The organism is Vagococcus proximus (genome assembly GCF_029143285.1).
Taxonomy (GTDB): domain Bacteria; phylum Bacillota; class Bacilli; order Lactobacillales; family Vagococcaceae; genus Vagococcus_D; species Vagococcus_D proximus.
This window is the reverse complement of the sequence record NZ_JAPDSH010000005.1, coordinates 1-25,323: the sequence shown is the minus strand read 5'-3', so window position 1 is coordinate 25,323 and position 25,323 is coordinate 1. Positions and strand designations below refer to the sequence as shown.

Genomic DNA, 25,323 nt, shown 5'->3' with positions numbered 1-25,323 from the left:
TCAATTAATTTTTTGCGATATATTCATTTAAATCTAATTCAACACCAGCGTCTCCGCCAAGTGGTGTTGTCTTAGTATTAAATACAACCCCATGATCATTTTTTAATGCTTTAAGTGCCGCAATATCTTCTTCACCTACTGAAATGTAGTTAGATAACTTTGTTTTGCCTTCTGCAAAATGAATATTTCCAACGTTTAATTCTTTAATTGGAACGCCACCTTCAACTAAACGTAAAACATCTTTTGGATCTTTACATACTAAGAATATAGATTGTTTCGGTGATGCTTTATGAATTTTTTCGCATGTTTCTTCGATGTTAAAGAAACGCATCCCAATCTTTTTATTAATAAGTGACTTCATCAACGTTTGTTGAATTGAGTTTGTTGACACTTCATCATTGGCAACGATAACTAAGTTGGCTCCTAAAGAGTTAATCCATAATTGTCCTTGTCCGTGAATTAAACGCTCATCAATTCTTACCATTTTAATATTTGGTTCTGTCATTTTAATTTCCCCTTTTCTTTTTACCAGTATAATTCCCAGTCTTTATAAAATCTAACTAATGCTTCTAAATAGAAGTAATCGCCCCAGATATTGCCTTCATCAACACCTTTACCAGAATGCCATGAGTAAACACCATGTCTTAATAATGCATTTTCTGTATTCAAATCTTTATAAGTATAGTTTGTCATCATTGCACGCATCATTGTGTGCATACTTTGTTGATAAACTTGTCTTTCTGGATCTGTTTCAGGTAAATATTTCAACATTTCGTGCATTCCACAAACAGCAATCGCTGATGATGATGAATCACGAGATTGTAAATCACCATCTGTAAAGATTAAATCCCAGAAAGGAACATTATCTTCTGGTAGACGATTTAAGAAGTAATTTGTTACCGCTTTAAAATCAGGGAAGATTGATTCATCTTTATTCGCATAATATTGTAACGCTGTCCCGTAAATTGCCCACGCTTGACCTCGCGCCCAACTTGAGTCATCTGCATAGCCTTGACGTGTCATTCCTTTAACAGGTTCGCCTGTTTTAGGGTCAAAGTAATAAGTATGGAAAGTTGACGCATCTTCTCTAAACGCTGTTTCCACTGTTGATTTATAATGCGTATTTGCCATATCCACATAACTTGAATCGCCAGTTTCTTCAGCAGCCCAATATAATAGTGGGATGTTCAATAAGCAATCTACGATTAAACGATAGTTATCTTCTGCCCCTAATTCGCCCCACGCTTGGATAAATCCACCTTTTTCTTGGTAACGACTTGCTAATTGATCTGCTGCTAATAAAGCAGCTTTTCTAGCATTTTGATTCCCTGTTAATTTGTATGCGCTAACACAAGATGGAATATATAAGAAACCTAAGTCATGATGGTCTACTTCTATTTTATTTTCAATACGGTGTAGGAAGCTATCAACATGTTTTTCACCAAGAATACGGTATTTTTCATCTCTAGTGACGTCATAGGCTAACCAAACCATTCCTGTCCAAAAACCGTTTGTCCATTCTGTATTATCCATTAAGACATATTCGCCTTGTTTAGTCGCTGGCCACGGAAAACGTTCGCCAAACTTAATCATATTATGATCAACTAATTCTAAAGCTTGTTTCATCGCCTTCTCAATTTCATCGCGAGTAATTAATCCCTGTTGATAAAAACGATGACTATTCTCTAATTTCTCAATTTTCATTTGTGAGTCTCTCCTTCATTTCCTTTTTACACTTTATATATAAGCAAATAGCGTGCCAAAAAAAATAAAGCCTATACAATAGGCTTTATTTTTTATTTTTTAGATGTAAATTTGGATTTATTGGATGTGATGACCTAATATTGGAAGTTATTTAGATTTAAACTAAACAATTGATGTAAATAAGCAATCTCACCTAAATCAACTTCCGCATGATAAATAGATTCAAATTTTGCTAAGCCATCTTTTATAACTTTAACAAAATAGTCATGCTCTTTTGAAAATTCTGTTAAATCTGTCGTGTGATTTTCAACATATGTTCGAGTAATAACACGCTCAATCATACAACTAATATGAATGTATAGAGCCGTTCTTAAATTATTTGGGATACCTATCTTAAATTCATCTTCCCATAGCTCCATCATTTCTGTAATTAGTTGAATTGTTTTCTCTGGATTCAAGATACTTAACATTGTCACCAAGTTCTCTAGTGATAACGTCTTCATTAAACCATTGTTAAGATTATGAATTTCACCTGCTGTTAAATACTCATCAAACATTCGGGATAAATGATTAATTCCCTCTTCGCTCATGATATCATCCAACCCTAAAAACTGGACATCTTCAATTTTAGGATCGGTCGTGCCGATACTCCCCAAAACTTCATACCTAGCAAAGAAAGTTGTATTCGTTTTCATTGTTGTTAGATGTTTAAAGTCAGTTACAACTAATTGAATATTGGCAGATTTGGGTAAATTTTCTTCAAAAATATCTTTTAACTTATTCGCAGTCCCAATCCCTGTTTGGCATGAAATAATTAATGCCTTCTCTTTAGGTACCTCTGGCTCAAATACTGAGCATTCTGAGTAGTGACTTTCAGATGCTTTTAATGCCAATTGTGATATATTTTCTTTGTTTATTATTTTGAACCCTACATCTAAAGCTAGCTTTGTCGACACGTTGTCAATGACAGCAAATGGTCCTTCAACTCGATCTTGTATGGCTAACCTCAAATCTTCTGTATGACCAATATCAATTAATATAACCGTTCCATTACGCGTTTCATGAAGTGATAAATAACGCTTTAACTTAGCTGTAATTTCATTAAATGATACATCCAAATCCATATCTATACCATGAAATACACGCTCACCAATCATTTTATTAGCAGTTTGAGATAAGCTACTTGCTGTCGTTGGACCATGACAAATGATAACTCCTTGAATTTTATCTATAGAGAAGGCATTGTAATAATAGGTCACAATAATCGTGAACATCAAACTGTCAAAACCACTTAACCGGTCTGATAAATAAGGTAGCAGCTGACACAATAATTCTTTTAATAATTTGGCATGACTAGACGGTACGGATAGCTCTTCTTCTAGAGTAGTCAAGATTTGAACAACTTCCGCAGTAGTTACATCATCATACTTATTAACTGAAATAACTAACTCTAAATAATCCCCAATAAGCTGTTGTGCTTCGTGACTAAATTCAATTTGATTTTTTTCAAACATCGTTGTACTAATATAAGACATGGTGTCTTTGACAGAGCTATGTACTTTTGGGTCAATCAAATTTTGACTCTTATGGCGTGTAATCAGCTGCTCAAGCTTATCAAAACAGTTATTAACATACTCTGAAGCTGTGTACTTTTTATTTAAGAGCTGTTCATTATAATTGACAATTTTTTCATTCATCTTAAGAAATAGATTTCGCGTTTTATGGTGATCTGGATCATTAATCGTTCCATCAGGATACACCTCTATACGTTCTTCACTAAACATATCCATATACTTTATAGCATCATTTTTCATTGTTTTAGGTAAATAACTTACACTAATATCTATCGGATCATTATCATTTTCTAAATTAATAAAGGCATTCCCTACTAAAGACTTCACCAAATTCTTCATCTCACCAACATTGCCTGTGTAAGAATATCTTACCAAGAAATGAAATAATTCATTACTTATAAAAATAGGTCGATTCGTACTCTTGCATTCATTCTTGAAAAAGTACAACAAGAATTCCTTCTTCTCTTGGTATCCCCTAGCATCTAAAGATGGAACTTTAGTTACAATAGGAATTCGTCTAATAAATGTTTCGAGTAAAAAATCATCTATCTCTTCAGTCGTTGCAAAAACCAAACGAACTTTAGCTTCAGACCATTCTTTATTTTCCCCGATTGGTTTATATTTACCTTCATCTATGAAGTAAAACAACTTTTCTTGACTCTCAGATGACAATCTATGGACTTCATCTATAAATAAGATACCTCCATCACTGGCATCTATAATTCCTTTTCTATCTTCATAAGCACCAGTAAAGCTGCCTTGCTTATAACCAAATAATTTAGAAGACAACAACTCTGGATTGTCTGCGTATTCAGCACAGTTAAAGATTTCTAGCGGTGCCTCTTCTGGTAAAATATTTTCCTTTTTAGCATAATCATATAGTTGCTTCACTAAGAAAGTTTTTCCAGTCCCTGTATCTCCTGTTAATAATAACGGTAAACCATTGTTAGGATATTTCAAAGCTACCTTACATTGTCTCAATACTTCTGACAAACTTCTCTTAGCACCAATTAATTGATCTAAACTATTACTTTTACAAGCCTTCTCCACCTCTTCAAAACTAGAAAAAATTTCTTTTTCTGGATATTTACCAAATAGCTCTTTGAGTAAGTCCACAGGTAAATAAAATACTGGCTTGCTATTAATCTTAATTAATTTATTTTCTTTAAATAAACCATTTAGGTGATGATTGACCAAGGTAACTTTTTGATCAGAAATTGCAGCAATTGTTTGAGTTGTTGCAAATTTATAATGTTCTGAGGTAAAAGCTTTTGCATTTTTCCCCTCATTTATTAAATAATCCAGATAATCATTTTTCTTCATAATACTCACCCTTATCCATTTAAGAAATTTTACGTTTATTATTTTTTAATGATTACCTTGAATGATATAGAAAAACGCTAACAAAATCAAGTAGTTGTTCTTAAAAAATATACAAAAACACTGTAATTACAATATTAATTGCACTTACAGTGTTTTTATTAATTATCTATACTCAATTTATTGTTCAAAACTAATATCTACTAATAAGAAAACTTAATTTCCTATTAAGAAACCCCTTCAAACAATAGCTCTAAAACTTTAAGGGTCAAACGACGTCCTTTTCCAGCAAATGGGAAAGCATGCATATGCATCGCTGGATTAAAATTCGCTTCGATAATACCATAGCCTGGGTTATCTGGCGTTACCTCAGCATCAATATCTGGGATAATCAAATCAATTCCACTGATTGTCGCACCTAACGCTTGAACCGCCTTAGCAGCAACCTCTTTATAATACTCTGGCATCTCATCCGTCATATCAATAGAATCGCCACCTGTACTTACATTGGAATTTTCTCTCAAGTAAACGACTTGATCCTTCTCTAATACGCTCTCTACAGTTAGTCCTTGTTCTTTAAGCATTAACTTTTCAATCGGTCCTAACTCAATTAATTGTAGCGGTGTACGGTGTTTCGTTCCACGTAAGCTATCTTGATTTTTCACCTCAACAAGTTGGGCAATAGTCGAAACTCCGTCTCCCTTAACATTTGCTGGAACACGAAGCATAATAGCCTCCGTCTTATCGCCAATAACAAAGAAACGGTACTCTGTTCCTGGTAAGAATTCCTCAACCAATACCTCTGTATCCTCTTTAAAAGCAATCTCAATTGCCTCAGAATAATCCTCTAAACTTGCACCTTCTTTAAAAATAGAAATCCCTAAACCGTAATTCGTTGACTTAGGTTTGACAACAATTCCACGGTCAATAAAATAAGCATAGCTAGCAATTGCTTCTTCTTTCGTTATAAATTCTTTACCCGCGGGTACTTCGAAGCCTGCTTGATCCAAAACCTTTTTAGTTACTGTTTTATTTTCCATCATAAGTGACACAACATACGTATCAAGACTTGTCATGTTCGCTTTTTTAACATATTCTACTTTACCACCAAAACTCAATTTCAAAAATTGGTCTTGACGATCTAAAATTTCTGCTGAAATCCCTTTTTGTAAACAATCAAATAACAATAACTGTGTTGATAATTCCATATCACGGAACCCTGCTAATTGATAAGGTTTCTCCCAAGCACTTGCTTGATAAGTATTGCCTAATTCTATCGCAAATTTTTCTTGCGTCTCTTGAGCTATAATTTCAGTTAACATCTTACCCGATAATGTTTCTTCTGGATTAACTAAAAGTCTTCCCAATCCTTTAACCAAGCGGATATCATCATCTGATGATTCTATACTTTCCATCATCTCTAACCATGCAATTAATAGACGCTCACCTTCTTCAAGTTGACTCGTCTGATCTAACGGATTTTCTAATGCAACTTGATTATTTAGACGCTCACCTTCACGTAACCACTCATCACTGTCAATCGGTGCTTCATCTAACCATAGCATCAGCATTAAGAAATAATGCAGTAACTTAATCTGCTCTTCTGTAATACCATAATTGGCAAATGGGTTGTTATCTATATTACGAATCTCGATATACCCCACACCTTTTTCTTGTATAGCAGCAACTGTATTGCCACCACGTAAACGAACGGCAGAATAAAATTCTTTCTCTTCTGAAATTTTGCCTGTTTCAACCAATTTTTGAATGCTCGTCGCATAATCATCCATTGATTTATAAGATACAAAGACTGATTCATCATTCGTATAGCCAAAATTACTATTACGAATACTTCTAACAGGCATGCTCGGTCTACCTTTCGGACATCCCGTAAAATAGCCTTCCTCAGATAACGGTGCGGCACCCATCATATACGTCACAAACCAACGGTAACGTAAATAATTACGAGACACTTTTAAATACACATCTGTTTTAAAATCTTTGAACGTTTGTGTACTGTCTGACTTTTCATGCAACTGTTTTAAAAAGACTGAATCAAATTCAAAATTATAATGAATCCCACTTACCATCTGCTTACGTTTCCCATAGGTTTTAGCCAAATGTTCACGGTAAGCTACATCTTTCTCAGATGCCAATTTGGCAATCTTAATCGCGTCATCATTTTCAGGCAAGACAGGTGGCATACTTAACGGCCATAGCATTTCATTTTCTGGTAACGTTCGTCTCACGACATCGTGTAAACTTGCTAAATGCTCAAAAACTTCACGCTCTGAATTAGCAACAGGTGTAATCATTTCAACCTGTGTTTCACTAAAATCCGTTTGAATCGTCGGATGAAAGGCTCTATTCCCAAACTCTTTAGGGTGATCTGTCGTCGCTAACTCACCTGACAAAGTCACACGCTGACTTTCTTTTTCTATTCCAATACGTGATTCTTTAAATAACGAACGTATTGGTAACTCACTTAATAATTGCTGTATATTTTTCATAGGGCTTTTCACCTCATTCTTTGTTCATTTTCAGAACTAAATTATAGCATTCTCGCGTTAAAAAAGCTTTAATTTGAGCTTATTTAACGCCAATAAAAAAAGATGAACTCATAATAGAGTCCATCTTTTGGATTAATCCATTAAGCCTTTAAATAAGCCTTGAACATATTCTTCTGGTTTAAATGGATATAAGTCAGCTAATCCTTCACCTAAGCCCACTAATTTAACAGGTAGGTGCAATTCATTACGAATGGCTAATACAATACCACCTTTAGCTGTTCCATCTAATTTTGTTAAGACTAAACCTGTTACATCCGTCACTTCTTTAAACTGCTTCGCTTGAACCATCGCATTTTGTCCTGTTGTCGCATCAAGTACTAATAACACTTCATGAGGCGCATCTGGAATTTCACGCTGAATAATTCGTTTGATTTTTTCTAATTCTTTCATCAAGTTTACTTTATTTTGTAAACGTCCTGCAGTATCAACTAATAAAACATCTGCCTCTTGCGCTTTAGCTTGTTCAATTGCATCATAGACCACAGCTGCTGGATCGCCACCAGCATTGCCACGAATAACCTCAACTTGCGCACGTTCTCCCCACACTACTAACTGGTCAATCGCACCCGCACGGAACGTATCCGCCGCAGCCATTAGAACTTTTTTACCTTCTAGTCGGTATTGATTAGCTAATTTACCAATACTTGTTGTTTTACCTACACCGTTAACACCAACAAATAACATGACTGTAAGCCCGTCTTTTTGTAGGTTAATTTCATTATTTTCATCTTGGCCCTGTTCCTCATAAACTTCAACCAATTTATCAATAATAACACGTTGAACATCTTCTTGTTTTTTAGCATTTTGAAGCTTCACTTCTTTACGTAAATCTTCTGTAATTCTCATTGCTGTTTCAAATCCAACATCCGCCGTTATTAATGTTTCTTCTAATTCTTCAAAGAAATCCTCATCTACTTTACGGAAATTAGATAACAATTCATTAAAGACTTGAGAGAAAGTTCGGCGTGTTTTCTTAAGTCCTTTAGCCATCTTTTCAGATGATTCTTCTACTTCTGGTTCCACCGCTTCGACTGTTTCTACTTCTTTTTCGACTTCCGGTTCTGCCTCTTCGACTATTTCTACTTCTTCTTCGACTTCTGGTTCTGCCTCTTCGACTATTTCTACTTCTTCTTCGACTTCTGGTTCTGCCTCTTCGACTGTTTCTACTTCTTCTTCGACTTCTGGCTCTGCCTCTTCGACTGTTTCTACTTCTTCTTCGACTTCTGGTTCTGCCTCTTCGACTGTTTCTACTTCTTCTTCGACTTCTGGTTCTGCCTCTTCGACTATTTCTACTTCTTCTTCGACTTCTGGTTCCGCCGTATCGACTGTTTCTATTTCTTCTTCCTGTATCTCAGGAGTTTGTGGCTCTTCAACATTACCACCAAATGCTTTTTTTATCTTTTTAAAAAATCCCATTCATTTCGCTCCCCTCTATTTTAATACAAATTTTTCAACAGCAACTGCTACTCCATCCTCTTCATTCGTTACTGTAATGTGTTGCGCAACATTCTTAACGACATCACTACCGTTCTCCATCGCCACACCTAAACCAACAAATTCAATCATTGATAGATCATTCTCTTCATCACCTAACGCCATCATTTCCTCCGGCTTAATATCTAAAATTTCACCTAGCATTTTCAAACCAAAACCTTTGGAAACTGACTTAGGTAAAAATTCAAACAAATACTCACCAGATCTGACAATATTATATTTTTCATGATAAGACTTAGGTATTTTAGGCAAATGCTCATCAATTAACTTCGGTCCCACTGCACAAACCATTTTATTAATGCCATCTAATTTACTAGATTCTTCTAAATTAATTTCATCATATGTCAGTAATGGATTTAACGTATAATACAACGACTTAGAATTTTGGGGTTGCGGTTGAACTGTCAAGACAGAACTTCCCACCACCAAATCTAGAGGTAGACCCATATCGTAAGTTAAGCCGTAGATATCTTCAAGGTCATCCTGCGTCATCAATTGTTTCGCAATAATCTCTCCTGTATCATTACGCTGGATCAACCCACCATTAAAGGTCACCGCATAATCCCCTTCATCTAATAAATTCAACGTTTCTAAATGACCCACAACTGAATTTAAAGGTCTACCTGTACAAAGTACGACCTTAACTCCCTGTTCTTTCGCCTTCATTAACGTTTCACGATTTTTATCTGAAATAGTTTTATCATCTTTTAATAAGGTACCGTCTAAATCAATTGCAATTAATTTTATCATCTTGGTTCCCCCTCTTTAATTCTTAATCTCCAACTTGTGGTTTAATATCGCCACGGTCATTCACATCTTCTAAACGAACTGAGACAATATTAGAGATTCCTGATTCTTGCATTGTCACACCATATAAGACATCTGCCGCTTCCATAGTCCCTTTACGGTGAGTGATGACGATAAACTGAGTATCATCTTCAAAGTGACTTAAATACTGCCCAAATCTAGCAACATTCGCTTCATCAAGTGCCGCTTCAACCTCATCCAATACACAGAAAGGAACTGGTCTAACTTGAATAATCGAGAACAGCAAGGCAATCGCTGTTAGGGCACGTTCGCCACCTGATAATAGAGTTAAACTTTGAAGTTTCTTACCTGGTGGTTGGGCCACAATTTCAATCCCTGTGTTAAGTAAATCATCAGGATTTGTTAGTTGTAAATCCGCATGTCCACCACCAAACATATTAGGGAAGACTACCTGGAATTTATCCCGAATCGCAATGAATACTTCTTCAAATTTCTCTTGAACCACACGGTCCATCTCATTCATCGTATCAAATAAACTACCTTTGGCCTCTAGTAAATCATCACGTTGCTCTATTAAAAACGTATAGCGGTCATTCACCACATCATACTGTTCAATAGCTGCCATGTTGACAGGTCCTAAACGGTCGATACGCTGTTTTAACTCCTTGATTGACGTCTTAGCTTCTGCTATATCTTCCACTAACACAAAACGCTCTTTAGCTGCTTCATAGTTCATACTATACTCTTCTTGAAGTTTTTGAATAGCATTATCTAGCCCAACTTCAGACCTATTTTTCAAGACCTCAACTTCAGATTTTTCACTTGATAGAAGTAAATGATCCTTATTGGCTTTAGTCAACTGCTCATCCGTATCCGTAATCGAAGCTTGGACTTGCTCGCGTTCTGATTTAAGTGTCACTAACTTCTCTTGTATCTCTATTTTCTCAGCTTGTAATTTCTGCATTTTTTGCTCAATCTCAACTTGCGTTTCTTTATGAGTTGAGTGATTAGCCGTTAACTGTTTTAATTGTTGGTTTAATCTAGCTAAATCAGACCCTACCTCTTCTACAGTCTTCTCTTTATCCGTTAAAGTATTTTTCACATGAACACACTGTTCGCTTAAAACAGCTACTCGTGCTTGATAATGTTGCAACTCTTTTAACGCTTCTTCACGTTTTTGAGCCGTCACTTCTTCACGTTCATCAGTCGCTGCCATTTCTTTATCTAAACGTTCACGCTCTACTTTTAATGCTTCAATCTGTGTCGTCAATTGTGTTTTTTGCTCTTCGTAACTAGCTAGAAAATTATTCAATCCTGCTGTTTCATGCTCAAACAACTGTAACTCACGGGTTAGTTGTTGGTGTTCTTTAACCAACATATCTACTTTATTTTTCAAATCTTGTTCTTTAAATCGGCTTGATTCTACCGCCTCACGCGTGATCTCAAATTGCGCTTCACTTGTCTTAACGAGTTCTTTTAAATCTTGAACTAATTTTTCACGCTTAGCTAATTCACTCTCCATTAAAGAAACTTGTTCTGTTAATTTCTGTAACTCTTCACCTTTAGAAAACAGATTACCTTTGCCACCTTTTTTCGTAGCACCACCTGTCATCGAACCACCAGGTTTCATAACATCGCCTTCTAATGACACAACACGATATTGATACTGTGTTTGTTTCGCAATCGCATTCGCACTATCTAAATCTTTAGCTAAAATCGTCGCACCTAATAAGCTTTTAACAACAGGATTAATTTTAGCATCGAATGTAACCAAATCAGATGCTATCCCTATATAGCCAGGGTTACCCTCTATCATTTGAATTCTATCTTTCGGTATATGTCTCGGCTCAATTATCGTTAAAGGTAAAAATGTCGCACGACCTAGACGTTTTGATTTAAGATATGAAATCGCACCACGAGCCGCTTTCTCATCATCCACAATCACATTTTGAGCGCTTGCTCCTAACGCCGTCTCGATTGCTAGACTTAACTCTTTAGGCACTGTCACCAGTTCCGCTACAGCACCAACAATTCCTTTTAATTCAGACTTCACTTTCAAGACTGAACGAACGCCTTCAAAGAACCCTGCATAACTTTCTTGAAGTTCTTGCAAACTCTTTAAACGAGCCTTCGCTTGTTGAAGTGTTCCCATCGCATCATACATTTGCTTTTCTTTAATCACTAACTCGTCTTTACTACCTAATGCTTTTTTGCGATGAGAGTCAGACTGACTCGTTAAATCTTTCGTCGATTCACAAAAGTCAGCTAGTTCTTGCTCAGCTTTAGCCTTCTTCTCTTGAATCGCTGCTAATGATTGATGCAAGTCATCATGACGTTTCACTGCTGAATGATTTTTAGAACTTTCTTGGTCATATTGACGTTCCAAATGTTTTAAATCATTTCCTAGATTAGCTTGCTTTTGCATCACTTCAACATAATCACTACGTAAATCAGCTAACTGCTCCTTAGCAGAACGACTATAAATTTCCACACGCTCTGTCAGTTTTTCAACTTCTTCCATCGCGTTCTTTTTATCCTGTTCTTGCTGTTTCAAATCAGCAATTAAGGCTTCACGCTCCTCTTTCAGTTGCGCTAATTTTTGCGTCAGTTTTTCGTGTGATTCCGCATAATCAGCAGATGTTTTAGCCGTGTTTTCACGACGTTCTACAAATAAATTCTTTTGCCCTTCTGCCTGTTCATACGCTTCAGATGTTCGAAGTAATTTTTGTTGATACGTTTCTAACTGCTCATCTAACAGCACACGACGTTCTCTTAACTCAATTAAAGAGGCTTCGTAGCCTGCTACAGATTGCGTCATAACAGTCAATCTTGCCTCAAGCTCTTTTAACAATGTACTCTTTTTGTTCCACGTTTCCTTTAACTGCTCAATATCTTTAACCGTTACCCCTACATCTAAAGTCGTTAATTCTTCTTTCAAGGCAACGAACTCACGAGCCACTTTACTTTGAGCTGCCAAAGGTTCTAGTTGTGCTTCTAACTCATAGACAATATCTTGAACACGATTCAAATTATCTTCCGTTTCAAATAATTTACGCTCCGCTTGCGTCTTACGTTGCTTATACTTCAACACACCTGCAGCTTCTTCAAAAATACCACGACGGTCTTCTGGCTTACTATTAAAAATCCCCTCTACCTTACCTTGAGAAATAATAGAAAATGATTCTTTCCCTAAACCAGAGTCCATAAACAATTCAACAACATCTTTCAAACGACACGGTTGCTTATTAATAAAGAACTCACTTTCACCGGTTCTTTTTAAACGACGTGTGACACTGACTTCACTAAAATCAAGTGGTAAAAATTTTTCTTCGTTATCTAAAACCACAGTTACTTCTGCAATATTTAATTGCTTACGCTTCGTTGTTCCTGCAAAAATAACATCTGGCATCTTTCCACCACGTAAACTTTTAGCAGATTGCTCCCCTAAAACCCAACGAATAGCTTCTGTGATATTACTCTTACCACTGCCATTAGGGCCAACAACAGCTGTTAAACCTTTATCAAATTCAATGACTGTTCTGTCCGCAAATGATTTGAAACCTGCAATCTCTATCTTTTTTAAATACACGACTGGCCCTCCTCTCAGGTTTTCTCTCTAAAAAGAGAAAGTCAGCTGAACAAATGCCAAAGACTCATTCATCCAGCTGTAGCTGTCTCTTATTTGTGTAGTTGTTTAATTGCAATAGCTGCCGCTTGTTGCTCAGCCATTTTTTTAGATTTACCTTTACCTTTACCTATCACTTTATCACCAACACTTACCTCAACAAAAAATTCACGCTCATGGGCAGGGCCTTCTTCGCTAACCAGTGCATAAGTTATCGCCACATCTCCATTGCGTTGTAAAATTTCTTGTAAAGCTGTCTTATGATCCATCTCATGTGAAAAAGCACCAGATTCTATTTTAGGAATAATAACTTGATGAACAAATTTAACTACCGCTTCTAGTCCTTGATCTAAATACAATGCGCCTAAAAATGATTCAAATAAATCGCATAGCAAAGCTGGACGTTTACGGCCATTAGAATTTTCTTCACCTTTTCCTAATCTTACATGCTTATCAAATTCACACTCTTTAGCAAATTTTGATAAACTATCTTCACATACAATAGCTGCACGCATCTTCGTTAATTTACCTTCAGATAAATCAGTATATGTCCCGTATAGGTATTCAGAAATAATCAGTTCTAAAACCGCATCTCCTAAAAACTCCAAACGTTCATTATCTGTTAGATCTAAATAACGATGCTCATTCACATAAGATGAATGGGTAAAAGCTTGTTCCAGTAAAATTGTATTTTTAAATTCTACATTATAATTCGTCTTAACTAATTTAATCAATTCTTCTGTCATTGACATCACCCTCTATATTTTTACTACACTTCCCTCATTATACTGGTTTTACCGACTTTTTTAAATGATTTAGCCAAAATAACTTAAATACTTCTCAAAATAAAAAAAGAAATAGGTTCTAAGTCCTATCTCTTAATTAATAGATATAAAATCCCAGTCCTCTGCCTCGTTCACATACCGTTCCATAAATATATAAAACTACCTGGATATTACAATTCAGGTAGTTTTATAAGCCACTCTAGCTCTTAGCCCAACGATCATAACCATCTTGATAAATTTTAACAAAAGCATCCATGTCCATTGATTTTAACGTTTCAACATATTTATCCCAATTACTGATAGGCTCTACACCCGTAATAAATTTAGCTTCCATTTGTTCAACATAAGTTCGAATATCTGTTGAAGTCGCACTAACTTTATCTTGTTCTTCTTTCGTTAGATAAATAAGTGGGAATGGTACCTCAGCATTTGGTACAATTTTTTCTTCCGTTTCCTTTGCAATAAAGTTACTAAATTCAACACTACCCGGGTCATTCGGATCAACATTAATTGGTTCTAAATCTGGTTCTAACCCAGGAACATTAATACCATATGACGGTGACACTTTACCACGATTTTCTTCAGCCTTAGCGACGTCATAATTTTTGGTATAGACTTTTACTTCTTCACCTTTATCATTTTTAACATATTCCCAAAGGTCCCCTTCAGTCCCTCTGTTTAGTAATTCATAACCTTCTTCAGTGTAAAAATGATCTGCCCATCTTAATGATGCTTCAGGGCTTGGGTTATCTTTAGTAATTACAAATGTTCCTCTAACTAATCTAGGACTTCCAGGAACGACTGCTTTTTTAGATACAGGACTTGTTAAAGGTTGGAACATCGGGTTTTTCAGTCCCTCAGCTTCTGTTTGCCCCGTTGAGAAATAAGAGAACCAATCTGCAAAAACTCCAAGTCGATCATCTTGTCCTTTCCCTTTTTTTTGTTCCTCAGACTGAGAGTAAATTTCTGAATCCAATAGCCCTTCTTTATACAGTCTGTTCATATACGTCACAAATTCCTTATAATTATCAGTCATCGCAGCATAACGAACCTTACCATCAACCTCTTCTATCCCTTGATCTTTCATACCAAATGCTCCCATTAACCAAGGACGAATACTATCCATCTTCTCATCTGAAATCGGAATTTCATCTTTCTTTCCATTTCCGTTTGGATCTTCATCTCTAAAGCGAACTAAAAGTTTATAAAATTCTTCAGTTGTCTTCGGTAATTCTTTTACATCAAGATTTTCTAACCACTCACCGTTGTACCATAGTGGCCATCTCGGCCAGATTCCTGTTGAACTACGAACAACTGAAGGTAGGCTATAAATATGTCCATCTGGTGTTGTAATTGATTTTCTAATACTAGGATCTTCATCCATTAATTTATTCAGATTAGGTGCATACTTCGGAATTAAATCTTCTAGCTCAACTAAAATACCTTGTTGTCCATAATCAAGCTCCATTCCACTTGATAAATTTCCACCTGCTCCGAATATAATATCCGGTAAATCTCCACTAGCAAAAGCCAAATTAAGTTTTGTTGCAAAATCACTTAGTGGTGGTGTCGTATATTTAAAATCAATGTTTGTCATCTTACTATAATCTTTTAACATTGATAAATCTTTCCACTCTGCCACACCAGCACCAGGAGCCATCATCGTCATTTTTAAATTTTCTTTAACAATCGGCATCCCCTTTTCATTCACTTCAATTCCTGAATCTTTACTGTCCTTTGCTTTTTTATCATTTGAGCCACATCCAACAAGTACACCACTTACTAATAACCCTACCATCATCAATCGTGTTTTCTTCGTCAACATTTGTAGTCCCCCTTAAAATGATATCTATAGTATTAAAAACTATTACACAATTTTATAAAACAATTACTTTTTATTCAGCAGCTTTCCAAGTATCATACGCCTCTTGGTAAACTTTGACATAATCATCAACACCCATTGAATTTATCGTACTTACAAATTTATCCCAATTCTCAAGTGGCTCAACTCCCGTAATGAACTTTGCCTCCATCTGCTCAACATACGTCTGTAAATCAGTTCTCACTGTACTTACTTGATCTTGTTGTTCTTTTGTTAAATAAACAAGTGGAAACGGCGTTTCAGCATACTTTGTTATTTTATTTTTTGTTTCATTCTTAACAAATTCGTCAAATGGTTTAATATCTGGATCATCTACTTTTTCCTTAATTGCAGGAATAGTTACACTTTTCGTCGGTGCCGTAATACCATAATCGGGACTCACTTTACCTCTTGAGTCTTCCGTATTAGTTAAATCAACATCTTTTGTATAGACCTTAACTTTTTTACCATCTTTATTTTCCTTATACTCCCAAAAACTTCCCTCTGGTCCTTGATTCAAATAAGTATATCCTTCATCCGAATAGAAATAATCTATCCAACGAAGTGAGGCCTCGGGACTTGGATTTTTTTCAGTTAAAGCAAATGCTCCTCTTACCAAACGTGGACTACCAGGTACTACTGCTTTTTTAGAAACCTCACTTGTAAGTGGTTGGAACATTGGATTATCCAAGGCTTCTGTCTCATTTTGACCAGTTGTAAAGTAAGAGAACCAATCTGGAAATAGTCCGATTTGATTGTTTTGTCCCTTAGCTTTACGTTGTTCATCTGCTTGTGAATAGACTTCTTTATCCAACAAACCTTCTGCGTATAATTTATGCATGTAAGTTAAATAAGCTTTGTAATTTTCAGTAACAGGTGGGTAGCGAACTTTACCGTTTATTTCTTCAATACCTTGAGACTTCATCCCAAATGCTGCCATTAACCAATCTCTTGAATTATCTAGCTTAGTATCTGTTAATGGAATATCATCCTTTTTGCCATTACCATTTGGATCCTCATCTCTAAATCTAACCAATAAGTCATAAAATTCATCTGTTGTTTTAGGCAATTCTTTTACACCTAATTTTTTTAGCCATTCTCCGTTATACCATAGTGGTCCTCTAGGCCAGATTGCAGTGTCGCCTCTTGAAACAACTGGTAATGAATAAATGTGACCATCTGGTGTTGTAATTGATTTTCTGATACTCGGATCTTCTTCCATCAATTTATTAAGGTTAGGTGCATACTTCGGAATTAAATCTTCCAGTGGTAAAAGAATCCCCTGACTCCCATAGTCAACTTCCATACTACTACCAAGACTTCCACCCGCTGCGTATATAATATCTGCTAAATCTCCACTAGCAAATGCAAGGTTTAATTTAGTTTGGAAATCACTCAACGGAGGGGTAGTGTATTTAAAGTTAATACCTGTTTTTTCAGAATAATCTTTTAACATTGGCATATTTTTCCATTCAGCCAAACCTGTCCCTGGTGCCATCATTGTCATTTCTAACTTTTCTTTTACAATTGGAAATCCTTTTTCTTCCACTTTGACACTTGATTCTTTCCCGTTAGCACTTTTACCTGACCCTTTACCACATCCCACTAATAAACTCGTCAGCACAATCGTTACTGTTAATACTTTTCTTTTTGTAAGCACTTACATTACCTCCTTAACAAAAATGAGAGTCTTTCCACAAATACCTTATTTGGGTAAGACTCTCACTTCGTTTGACTAAGCAATATTCATAAAATTATAAGCGACAACAATTGAAATTAAGCATTTTTCTTCCATGTGTCATAAGCGTCTTGATAGACTTTTACATACTCTTCAACGCCCATTGAGTTAATAGTGTCTACAAATTTATCCCAATTTGAAATTGGTTCAACACCTGTGATAAATTTAGCTTCCATTTGTTCAACATACGTTTTAAGGTCTGTTGCTACGGCACTTACTTTATCTTGATCTTCTTTAGTTAAGTAAACTAAAGGATAAGGTGTTTCTGCATATTTTGTAATTTTTTCTTCTGTTTCATTTTTGATAAATTCAGTGAATTTATTATCATCCGGATCATTAGCTTTTTCTTTAATTCCTGGGAACGATACACCTAAAGCTGGGACAGGGATACCGTAATCTGGCGTTACTTTCCCACGTTCATCTTCACGTTTTTCTAAATCAATACCTTCATTAAAGACTTTTACTTTTTCACCTTTATCATTTTCCTCATATTTCCACAAAGCACCTTCTGGCCCTTGATTCAAGTATTGTGAGCCCTCTGGTGTATAGAAATAATCTACCCAACGCAGTGCAGCCTCTGGACTAGGATTATTTTGAGTAATTGCGAAAACACCACGAGATAAACGTGGACTTCCAGGTACTACTGCTTTTTTAGAAAATTCACTTGTTAGTGGTTGGAACATTGGATTTTCTAACGCTTCTGTTTCTGTTTGACCTGTTGTAAAGTATGAGAACCAGTCAGGGAATACACCAACTTGGTCATTTTGACCTTTGGCTTTACGTTGTTCATCCGCTTGTGAGTAAACCTCTTTGTCTAAAAGACCTTCTTTATAAAGTTCATTCATATATGTCACAAAGCCTTTGTAGTTATCAGTAATTGGAGAATAACGAACTTTTCCATCGATTTCTTCAATACCTTGCTCTTTCATACCAAAAGCAGCCATTAACCAAGCTCGAGAACTATCTAGTTTTGAATCTGTCAATGGTACTTCATCCTTTTTACCATTTCCATTTGGATCTTCATCACGGAAACGAATTAATAAGTCTTTAAACTCATCCGTTGTTTTTGGTAATTCTTTTACATCTAAGTTTTTAAGCCATGAGCCCTTATACCAAAGTGGACCACGAGGCCAAATTGCTGTATCGCCACGAGCAATTGCTGGTAGTGAATAAATATGTCCATCTGGTGTCGTAATAGATTGACGGATACTTGGATCTTCTTCCATCAATTTATTTAAATTAGGTGCGTACTCAGGAATTAAATCCTCTAATGCAACTAACATACCTTGTTGACCATAATCAATTTCCATTGCTGCTGTAAGTGTACTAGAACCTGCACCAAAAATAATGTCTGGAATATCTCCACTAGCAAATGCTAAGTTTAGTTTCGTTGGGAAATCACTTAGTGGTGGTGTTGTATATTTAAATTCTATACCAGTTTTTTCAGCATAATCTTTCATAGTTGGCATATCTTTCCATTCAGCCAACCCTGTTCCTGGTGCCATCATTGTCATTTTCACTTTATCTTTAACAATTGGAAATCCTTTTGCTTCAACCTTAACATCTGATTTTTTCTTCGCGTCTCCGCCACTCTTACCACATCCAGCTAAAACTAAACCAGATAATAGGACAACAGCTGACACTTGCAACGTTTTCTTCATGACTTTCTCTCCCTTTTCTTTTGCTATATCCAACTTTCTAACCTTTCAATGACCCTACCATAACACCCTTAACAAAGTATTTTTGCAAGAATGGATATGCCACAATAACTGGCAGTGTTGATACTAACATAACACCGTATTTAATAACTTGTACTAACTGTTGTTTACTATAGAGCATTTCAGCCATACTTGATGTCATACTACCTGTCGCATTAGAAGACAAATCTTGTAACACTAAGATTTCACGTAACACCATTTGTAATGGGTATGCTGCTTTGTCTGATAAGTAAATCAACGCATTGAAGTAACTATTCCAATGTCCAACACCGTAGAATAATGCCATTACTGCGATGATTGGCATTGATAACGGTAAAACAATCTTCATGAATAATTTGAAATCAGAACACCCATCAATGATAGCTGCTTCTTCCATTTCACGTGGAATTGTTGCTTGGAAGAATGTTCGTGTTACTACAATATTATAAACTGATGCAGCGTTTGGAATAACCATAGCCCATACAGTATCAAACATACCTAACCCTTTAACTAATAAGTAACTAGGGATCATACCACCGCTGATGAACATTGTAACTAACATAAAGTTCATCATCCATTTACGACCACTGAAATCAACACGCGCTAATGCATACGCACATGGTAATGTTACTGCCAAGTTAATTGTTGTTCCTAGAGCAGTATAGAAAATTGTATTCATATACCCTCTCCAAATATTGTCATTCTCTAAGATGGTAGAATATCCTTCAAATGTAATTCCTTTTGGTAATAAGAACATTTTTCCTGAATTTACCATTTGTGGATCACTAATTGACGCACTGACGATATAAATCAAAGGATAAAGTACGATAATAAGTGATAGGACTAAGAAAACATATATCAAGCCCATAAATACTTTATCAGCTTTTGTCATTTTAACAGTTTTAGTATTTAACATTTAATTTTCTCCTTTCCTACCACAAGCTAACATCGCTTACTTTTCTTGAGATTTTGTTAACAATAATTAATAATACTGCATTAATTAATGAATTAAATAAGCCTACCGCCGCAGCGTAACTATACTGAGCATCTAGTAACCCTTGTTTATACACAAATGTTGCAATAACATTTGATGATTCCATATTTAATGGGTTTTGTAATAATAAGATTTTTTCATAACCCATAGCCATTAAACTACCTACGTTCATGATTAACAAAATAACCATTGTTGGCACGATTGTTGGTAAGTTGATGTACCAAATACGTTGTAAACGAGTCGCACCATCTACTGTCGCTGCTTCATGTAACTGCGTGTCTACCCCGGACAAGGCTGCTAGATAGATAACTGATCCCCAACCTGTTCCTTGCCATACACCTGACAGTACATATATTGTTTTAAACCATTTTGGATCGGTCATAAATGAAATTCTTTCAAATCCTAAAAATTCTAAAAAGTGATTAATAATACCTGTTGATGGTGATAGGAATGAAATCATCATACCTGCCATAACTACTACTGAAATAAAGTTTGGTGCATATGTTACTGTTTGTGTAAATTTCTTAAAGAAGCCATCTTTCGCTTCATTCAATGCTAACGCTAAGATAATAGGAAGTGGAAATCCAACAATTAATGAATAAACACTAATTCCTAAAGTATTTTTAATAAGATCCCAGAAATAATATGAATCAAAGAACCTTTCAAAATGTTTCATCCCTACCCAAGGGCTTCCCCAAATTCCTAATGATGGCATGTAATCTTTAAAGGCAATTACCACCCCATACATTGGTCCATACGCGAAAATTAAAAAGTATAGAAAGGCAGGTAAGATAAATACATATAATTGCCAACTCTTAAATATTTTTTCCCATATAGATTTCTTTTTAGGTTTCGCTTCTAATGAAACAACACCATTTTGATTTGCCACAATTGCTCAACTCCCTTCGTTTTGTAAACGCATTCTTAACTTGCTGCCTTAAGTATATACACATAAAAGCGTTTTCACAATGTGTAATCCTACCAAAGTGTATACTATCTATGAAAACGCTGTTATATCAACACTTTCACACACCCTATATGTGAAATTTGTTGCTGACTATACTTTCTTTTTTAGCTTAATACCATAACATCCTAGTGTTTCTGATATGTTTTCTGGTAGTATAATTTGATCTTTACATACCTTTAATTGCTCATTTGTACTTACACTAATAACACTCTCAACATCATTTTGAAGGATACCCAATGATTCAAAATCAACATAATCTGGGACACTTTTTGTAAGTGGATAAAAAGCATAATAAGCCTCTTTATTTTGAGTGATAAACCACGCTCTATCTTCATCAAGTATCTCTAATGGTCTAGTTTTATAAATTCCTTCACCATAAATAGTTAACCAACTTCCTAACTCTTTCATAATTTTTTCTTCTTCCTCAGTAAATGTTCCATCTGGTTTAGGGCCCAATCCTAGAATTAAATTACCACCTTTCGATACTACATTCACTAACGTTTCAATAAGCTCTTGACTCGTTTTATAGGTATCATTTGGGTTGTATCCCCAATCATTTCCAATCGGAATATTACTTTCCCAAGGCTTATCTGGAATTTCAGCTATACTGGGTACTTTACGTTCAGGTGTCACATAGTTTTCATGACGACCACCCATCATACGGTCAACAATAATCAATTCCTTATTATCATCACGCGCAATTTCAGCGAATTCATCCATCCTCAGATTTTCTTTACCACGCCCACACCAACCAGCATCTAACCATAATAAATCGATTTTTCCATAGTTATGTGTGATTTCATGAATTTGGTTATGAACAAATCCAACATATTTTTCCCAAATCTCTGGCTTTTCTTCTGGATTATAACTGGCACGTCGTCCTTTGACTGTATCGTCATCTAACCAATAATAAGGTGAATACCAATCCGCTTTAGAATAGTAAGCTCCTGTTGCAAGTCCTTCTTCTCTAAAAGCATCGAAAACTAATTTAAGAGGATCCTCTCCTGTATACGGACTATCTTTTCCACCAATTTTATAATCTGATTCTGCAGTATCATACATATTAAAACCATCATGATGTTTGGTTGTATAAATTAAATAATTAAAGCCAGCTTCTTTACATGTCTTAGCCCATTTTTTTGCATCTAACTTATTTGGATTGAAAAGCTTATTTAATCCCCAATAATCACGTTGTAACTCTTTAACATCATCACGCCAGGCAATAGGCTCTCTCGCCCACTCATCTTCCTCAGACAATTGCCAAGATTCCACAATTCCTGCTTCAGAATATAAGCCCCAGTGCATGATAACTCCTAGTTTCATATCTTGGAACCATTCCAAACGCTCTTTTAACATCTCAGTTTCTGGAAACACCTCAAGACTACTACCCTTTATGTCAGTCTTAGCCTCTTCAATATCGCCACGTATTTTTTCTGCGACCACTACACAACACCTTCCTTTCTTTTTAGCTATCCTTTACGAGTTAAACTATAAACAAAGAAAGCGATTACATCAATGTGTGCTTTTTGCAAGTATGTAATTACAGTCCACATCTTTATAAAAATAAGTAAAAGCTTTATAATAGAAGAGGAAAGCGGTTACTATTCAGACAACAAGAAAGGACATTTCAATTATGAAATTAACACTATCTGGAGATACACATTTAATACAAGCAGGTTTAACACATCTATTAAAGCACCTAGACTGTCAATTAACTGATGATGGTTTTCCATTAACTATCATCAAACGTCCAGGTACATTACACATAGCAAAAACAAAACAAGAAGGATTCCTATCATTTGAACACACACATCAATTTTTCCGTGGCCTTAGACTTTGGCTAGATAATGCAAAAGAGACAGACATATTTGATATAGAAGAAACGCAACAATTTAAAACAAGTGGTGCTATGATAGATGCCTCAAGAAACGCAGTACCAAAAGTAGATACTGTGAAGGACTTTCTAAATAATATGGCACTAATGGGACTTAATATGTTAATGCTCTATACAGAAGATACTTACGAAGTTCCAGAATATCCATTATTTGGTTATTTACGAGGGCCATATACTAAAGAAGAAATACAAGACTTAGATCGTTACGCTTTAGACTTAGGAATTGAACTAGTCCCGTGTATTCAAGCATTGGGTCATCTATATAATGCCCTACAATACAGATATGCGATTGGCATGAAAGACACACACGATATCTTATTAGTAGACGAACCAAAGACTTACGAATTCTTAGATAATCTATTCAAAAGTATTTCTGATATGTATACAACTAACCGTGTCCATATCGGAATGGATGAAGCACATGATCTTGGTTTAGGCTTATACTTAAATCAAAATGGTTATAAAAATAGGTTCGAAATCATGAACTCACACTTGAGAAATGTTTTAAACCTTACTGATAAATACCAACTAAAACCTATGATTTGGAGCGACATGTATTTCCGTTTGGGGTCTAAAACAGATGACTATTATGATAAAGAAACGGTGATTCCTAAAGATATTGTCAAAACAATGCCAGATATCCAAATGGTTTATTGGGATTACTATCATAGTGAACAAGAAGACTACGAATACTTCTTGAAAAAACACCAAGAATTTGAAAAACCTCTGATGTTTGCTGGCGGTATTTGGACATTTAATGGAATGGCCCCTAACTATGGAAAAACATGGGTGACAACTAACGCGTCCTTGCAAGCATGTAAATTAACTAATACCGAAGAAGTTATGGCCACTATATGGTTAGATGATGGAGCAGAAACACCTCTGCAAACCTGTCTTCCAGGCTTACAGCTATTTGCCGAACATACATATAAAGAAAAACCTAGCCAAGAAGATATAGCTAAAGCCTTCTTATCTACAACAGGTGATAATTTAGAGGATTTCTTATTGCTATCAAAATTTGATGAGACACCCGGTATAGTCAAAGATAATCTCATGGCTTCCCATCCTAGTAAAATTTCTATTTGGCAAGATCCCCTTATTGGATTATATGATAAATCATTTGAACCTTATCCTATTAGAAAACACTATACAGAACTAGCTGAACAATTAGGTAACGTACATTCCAATAATAAAGATACACAGCTAATAATGGACTTCTATCACCAATTTGCTAAGGCTATTAGCCTAAAATCTGAACTCGGAATAGATATCCAAACAGCATACACAGAGAAGAATAAAAATAAAATGTCTGATTTAATGAAAGACATTGATGAATTAAAGCAATTAGTTAATAACATGCACCAACATCACCGAGAAGTATGGTATACATTCAATAAAGCCTTTGGTTGGGAAATTATAGATATCAGATACGGTGGTGTTCTAACTCGATTAGATACGGCTAGCTATCGCTTAAAACAGTGGATTAACGGAAATATTGAAGAACTTGAGGAACTAGAAGTCACTAAATATATACATGATAGTACACAAGACGGATACCTTGGTCGAAACTTATATCAACACCTGGTCTCACCAAGTAAATTATCAGATGTATAGGAGGCAAAACACAATATGGCAATGACAAAAAAGCATATATTTTTAATAATAGTCATTATTGCCTCACTCATAGCTGGTTTCAAATTATTGAAGCCAGAGGTACAGACACAAAGTGAGAGTGGTATTAAAATTACTGGAAATATAAAAAATAAAGAAGTCATCGAAGACGGTATTGAAGTTATTGAAACAAACCTAAAAGCAGTCAATAAAAAGGACATGCCTACATATCTTTCTACTCTCGTTAAATCAGCACAAGAAGATACTAAAGAAGAAATGAGTCAATTTTTTAAAGAGTTTACAGTTGAAAATGAGCTTTTAGAAATCAAAGTTCTTGATGAAACAACTGATAGACTACTCTTGCAAGCACAACAAAAAACAACTGCTCCCTCTGATAAAAAACAAAAAGAAAAATACAGAAATCACATTTCAACAGCTAATCATACTCTGGTTAAAGAAGATGGCGAATGGAAAATAGCAGAAACTATTATGACAGATACACAATTTATAAACTAAAATAGTGATATAAAAAGCCCTAAAAATTAAATTCAAGTAACATGAATTTAATTTTTAGGGCTTTAACGTTACATAACTATAAGTAAAAGGTATTAACTTCACTTTATCTCTTATATCAAAATAAAAAAAGACACATCGGAATGTGTCTTTACCGTAATATCTAAGCGTGGCAACGTCCTACTCTCACAGGGGGAACCCCCCAACT

General features: G+C 35.4%; 16 protein-coding genes. 2 read left to right on the top strand and 14 right to left on the bottom strand.

Annotated features, from left to right (window positions below; genetic code table 11):
• Positions 1–4: 4 nt before the first annotated feature.
• The 14 genes from OL233_RS07225 to OL233_RS07160 all read right to left on the bottom strand — a co-directional run bounded on the left by OL233_RS07225 (position 5) and on the right by OL233_RS07160 (position 22,540).
• Positions 5–505, bottom strand: a complete 501-nt coding sequence (locus tag OL233_RS07225) for a PTS sugar transporter subunit IIB (RefSeq protein ID WP_275471669.1) — start codon at positions 503–505, stop codon at positions 5–7.
• A 20-nt stretch (positions 506–525) separates the two neighbouring features.
• Entirely contained in the window at positions 526–1,704 is a 1,179-nt protein-coding gene (locus OL233_RS07220) for a glycoside hydrolase family 88 protein (protein ID WP_126831948.1), read from the bottom strand.
• A gap of 134 nt (positions 1,705–1,838) precedes the next feature.
• Positions 1,839–4,601, bottom strand: a complete 2,763-nt coding sequence (locus OL233_RS07215) for a sigma 54-interacting transcriptional regulator (RefSeq protein WP_275471668.1) — start codon at positions 4,599–4,601, stop codon at positions 1,839–1,841.
• Between the two features lie 224 nt (positions 4,602–4,825).
• Complete coding sequence (gshAB, locus tag OL233_RS07210) at positions 4,826–7,108, bottom strand: bifunctional glutamate--cysteine ligase GshA/glutathione synthetase GshB (RefSeq protein ID WP_275471667.1); 2,283 nt, start codon at positions 7,106–7,108, stop codon at positions 4,826–4,828.
• Between the two features lie 132 nt (positions 7,109–7,240).
• On the bottom strand, positions 7,241–8,584 hold the full coding sequence (ftsY, locus tag OL233_RS07205; RefSeq protein ID WP_275471666.1) for a signal recognition particle-docking protein FtsY: 1,344 nt from the start codon (positions 8,582–8,584) through the stop codon (positions 7,241–7,243).
• Between the two features lie 15 nt (positions 8,585–8,599).
• Positions 8,600–9,412, bottom strand: coding sequence for a Cof-type HAD-IIB family hydrolase (locus tag OL233_RS07200; RefSeq protein WP_275471665.1), 813 nt, complete (start codon positions 9,410–9,412; stop codon positions 8,600–8,602).
• 22 nt (positions 9,413–9,434) lie between these two features.
• Positions 9,435–13,019: a chromosome segregation protein SMC gene (smc, locus tag OL233_RS07195; protein WP_275471664.1), complete on the bottom strand. Its 3,585-nt coding sequence runs from the start codon at positions 13,017–13,019 to the stop codon at positions 9,435–9,437.
• Between the two features lie 89 nt (positions 13,020–13,108).
• Positions 13,109–13,801 (bottom strand): ribonuclease III, encoded by a 693-nt coding sequence (rnc, locus tag OL233_RS07190; protein WP_275471812.1) that lies wholly within the window; start codon positions 13,799–13,801, stop codon positions 13,109–13,111.
• A gap of 238 nt (positions 13,802–14,039) precedes the next feature.
• A complete protein-coding gene (locus OL233_RS07185) occupies positions 14,040–15,665 on the bottom strand; it encodes an extracellular solute-binding protein (protein ID WP_275471663.1) in 1,626 nt (541 codons plus the stop codon).
• A gap of 70 nt (positions 15,666–15,735) precedes the next feature.
• Positions 15,736–17,361: an extracellular solute-binding protein gene (locus OL233_RS07180; RefSeq protein WP_275471662.1), complete on the bottom strand. Its 1,626-nt coding sequence runs from the start codon at positions 17,359–17,361 to the stop codon at positions 15,736–15,738.
• A 116-nt stretch (positions 17,362–17,477) separates the two neighbouring features.
• Entirely contained in the window at positions 17,478–19,100 is a 1,623-nt protein-coding gene (locus OL233_RS07175; RefSeq protein ID WP_275471661.1) for an extracellular solute-binding protein, read from the bottom strand.
• A gap of 37 nt (positions 19,101–19,137) precedes the next feature.
• Positions 19,138–20,052: a carbohydrate ABC transporter permease gene (locus OL233_RS07170; protein ID WP_275471660.1), complete on the bottom strand. Its 915-nt coding sequence runs from the start codon at positions 20,050–20,052 to the stop codon at positions 19,138–19,140.
• Between the two features lie 16 nt (positions 20,053–20,068).
• Positions 20,069–20,965 (bottom strand): ABC transporter permease, encoded by an 897-nt coding sequence (locus OL233_RS07165; protein ID WP_437184413.1) that lies wholly within the window; start codon positions 20,963–20,965, stop codon positions 20,069–20,071.
• Positions 20,966–21,187: 222 nt separating this feature from the next.
• Positions 21,188–22,540 (bottom strand): alpha-L-fucosidase, encoded by a 1,353-nt coding sequence (locus tag OL233_RS07160; protein WP_275471658.1) that lies wholly within the window; start codon positions 22,538–22,540, stop codon positions 21,188–21,190.
• A gap of 190 nt (positions 22,541–22,730) precedes the next feature.
• Here OL233_RS07160 and OL233_RS07155 point away from each other — a divergent pair, with 190 nt between their 5' ends.
• Both OL233_RS07155 and OL233_RS07150 read left to right on the top strand, forming a co-directional pair.
• On the top strand, positions 22,731–24,605 hold the full coding sequence (locus OL233_RS07155; protein WP_275471657.1) for a beta-N-acetylhexosaminidase: 1,875 nt from the start codon (positions 22,731–22,733) through the stop codon (positions 24,603–24,605).
• Positions 24,606–24,620: 15 nt separating this feature from the next.
• Complete coding sequence (locus OL233_RS07150; protein ID WP_275471656.1) at positions 24,621–25,118, top strand: hypothetical protein; 498 nt, start codon at positions 24,621–24,623, stop codon at positions 25,116–25,118.
• Positions 25,119–25,323 lie beyond the last annotated feature (205 nt).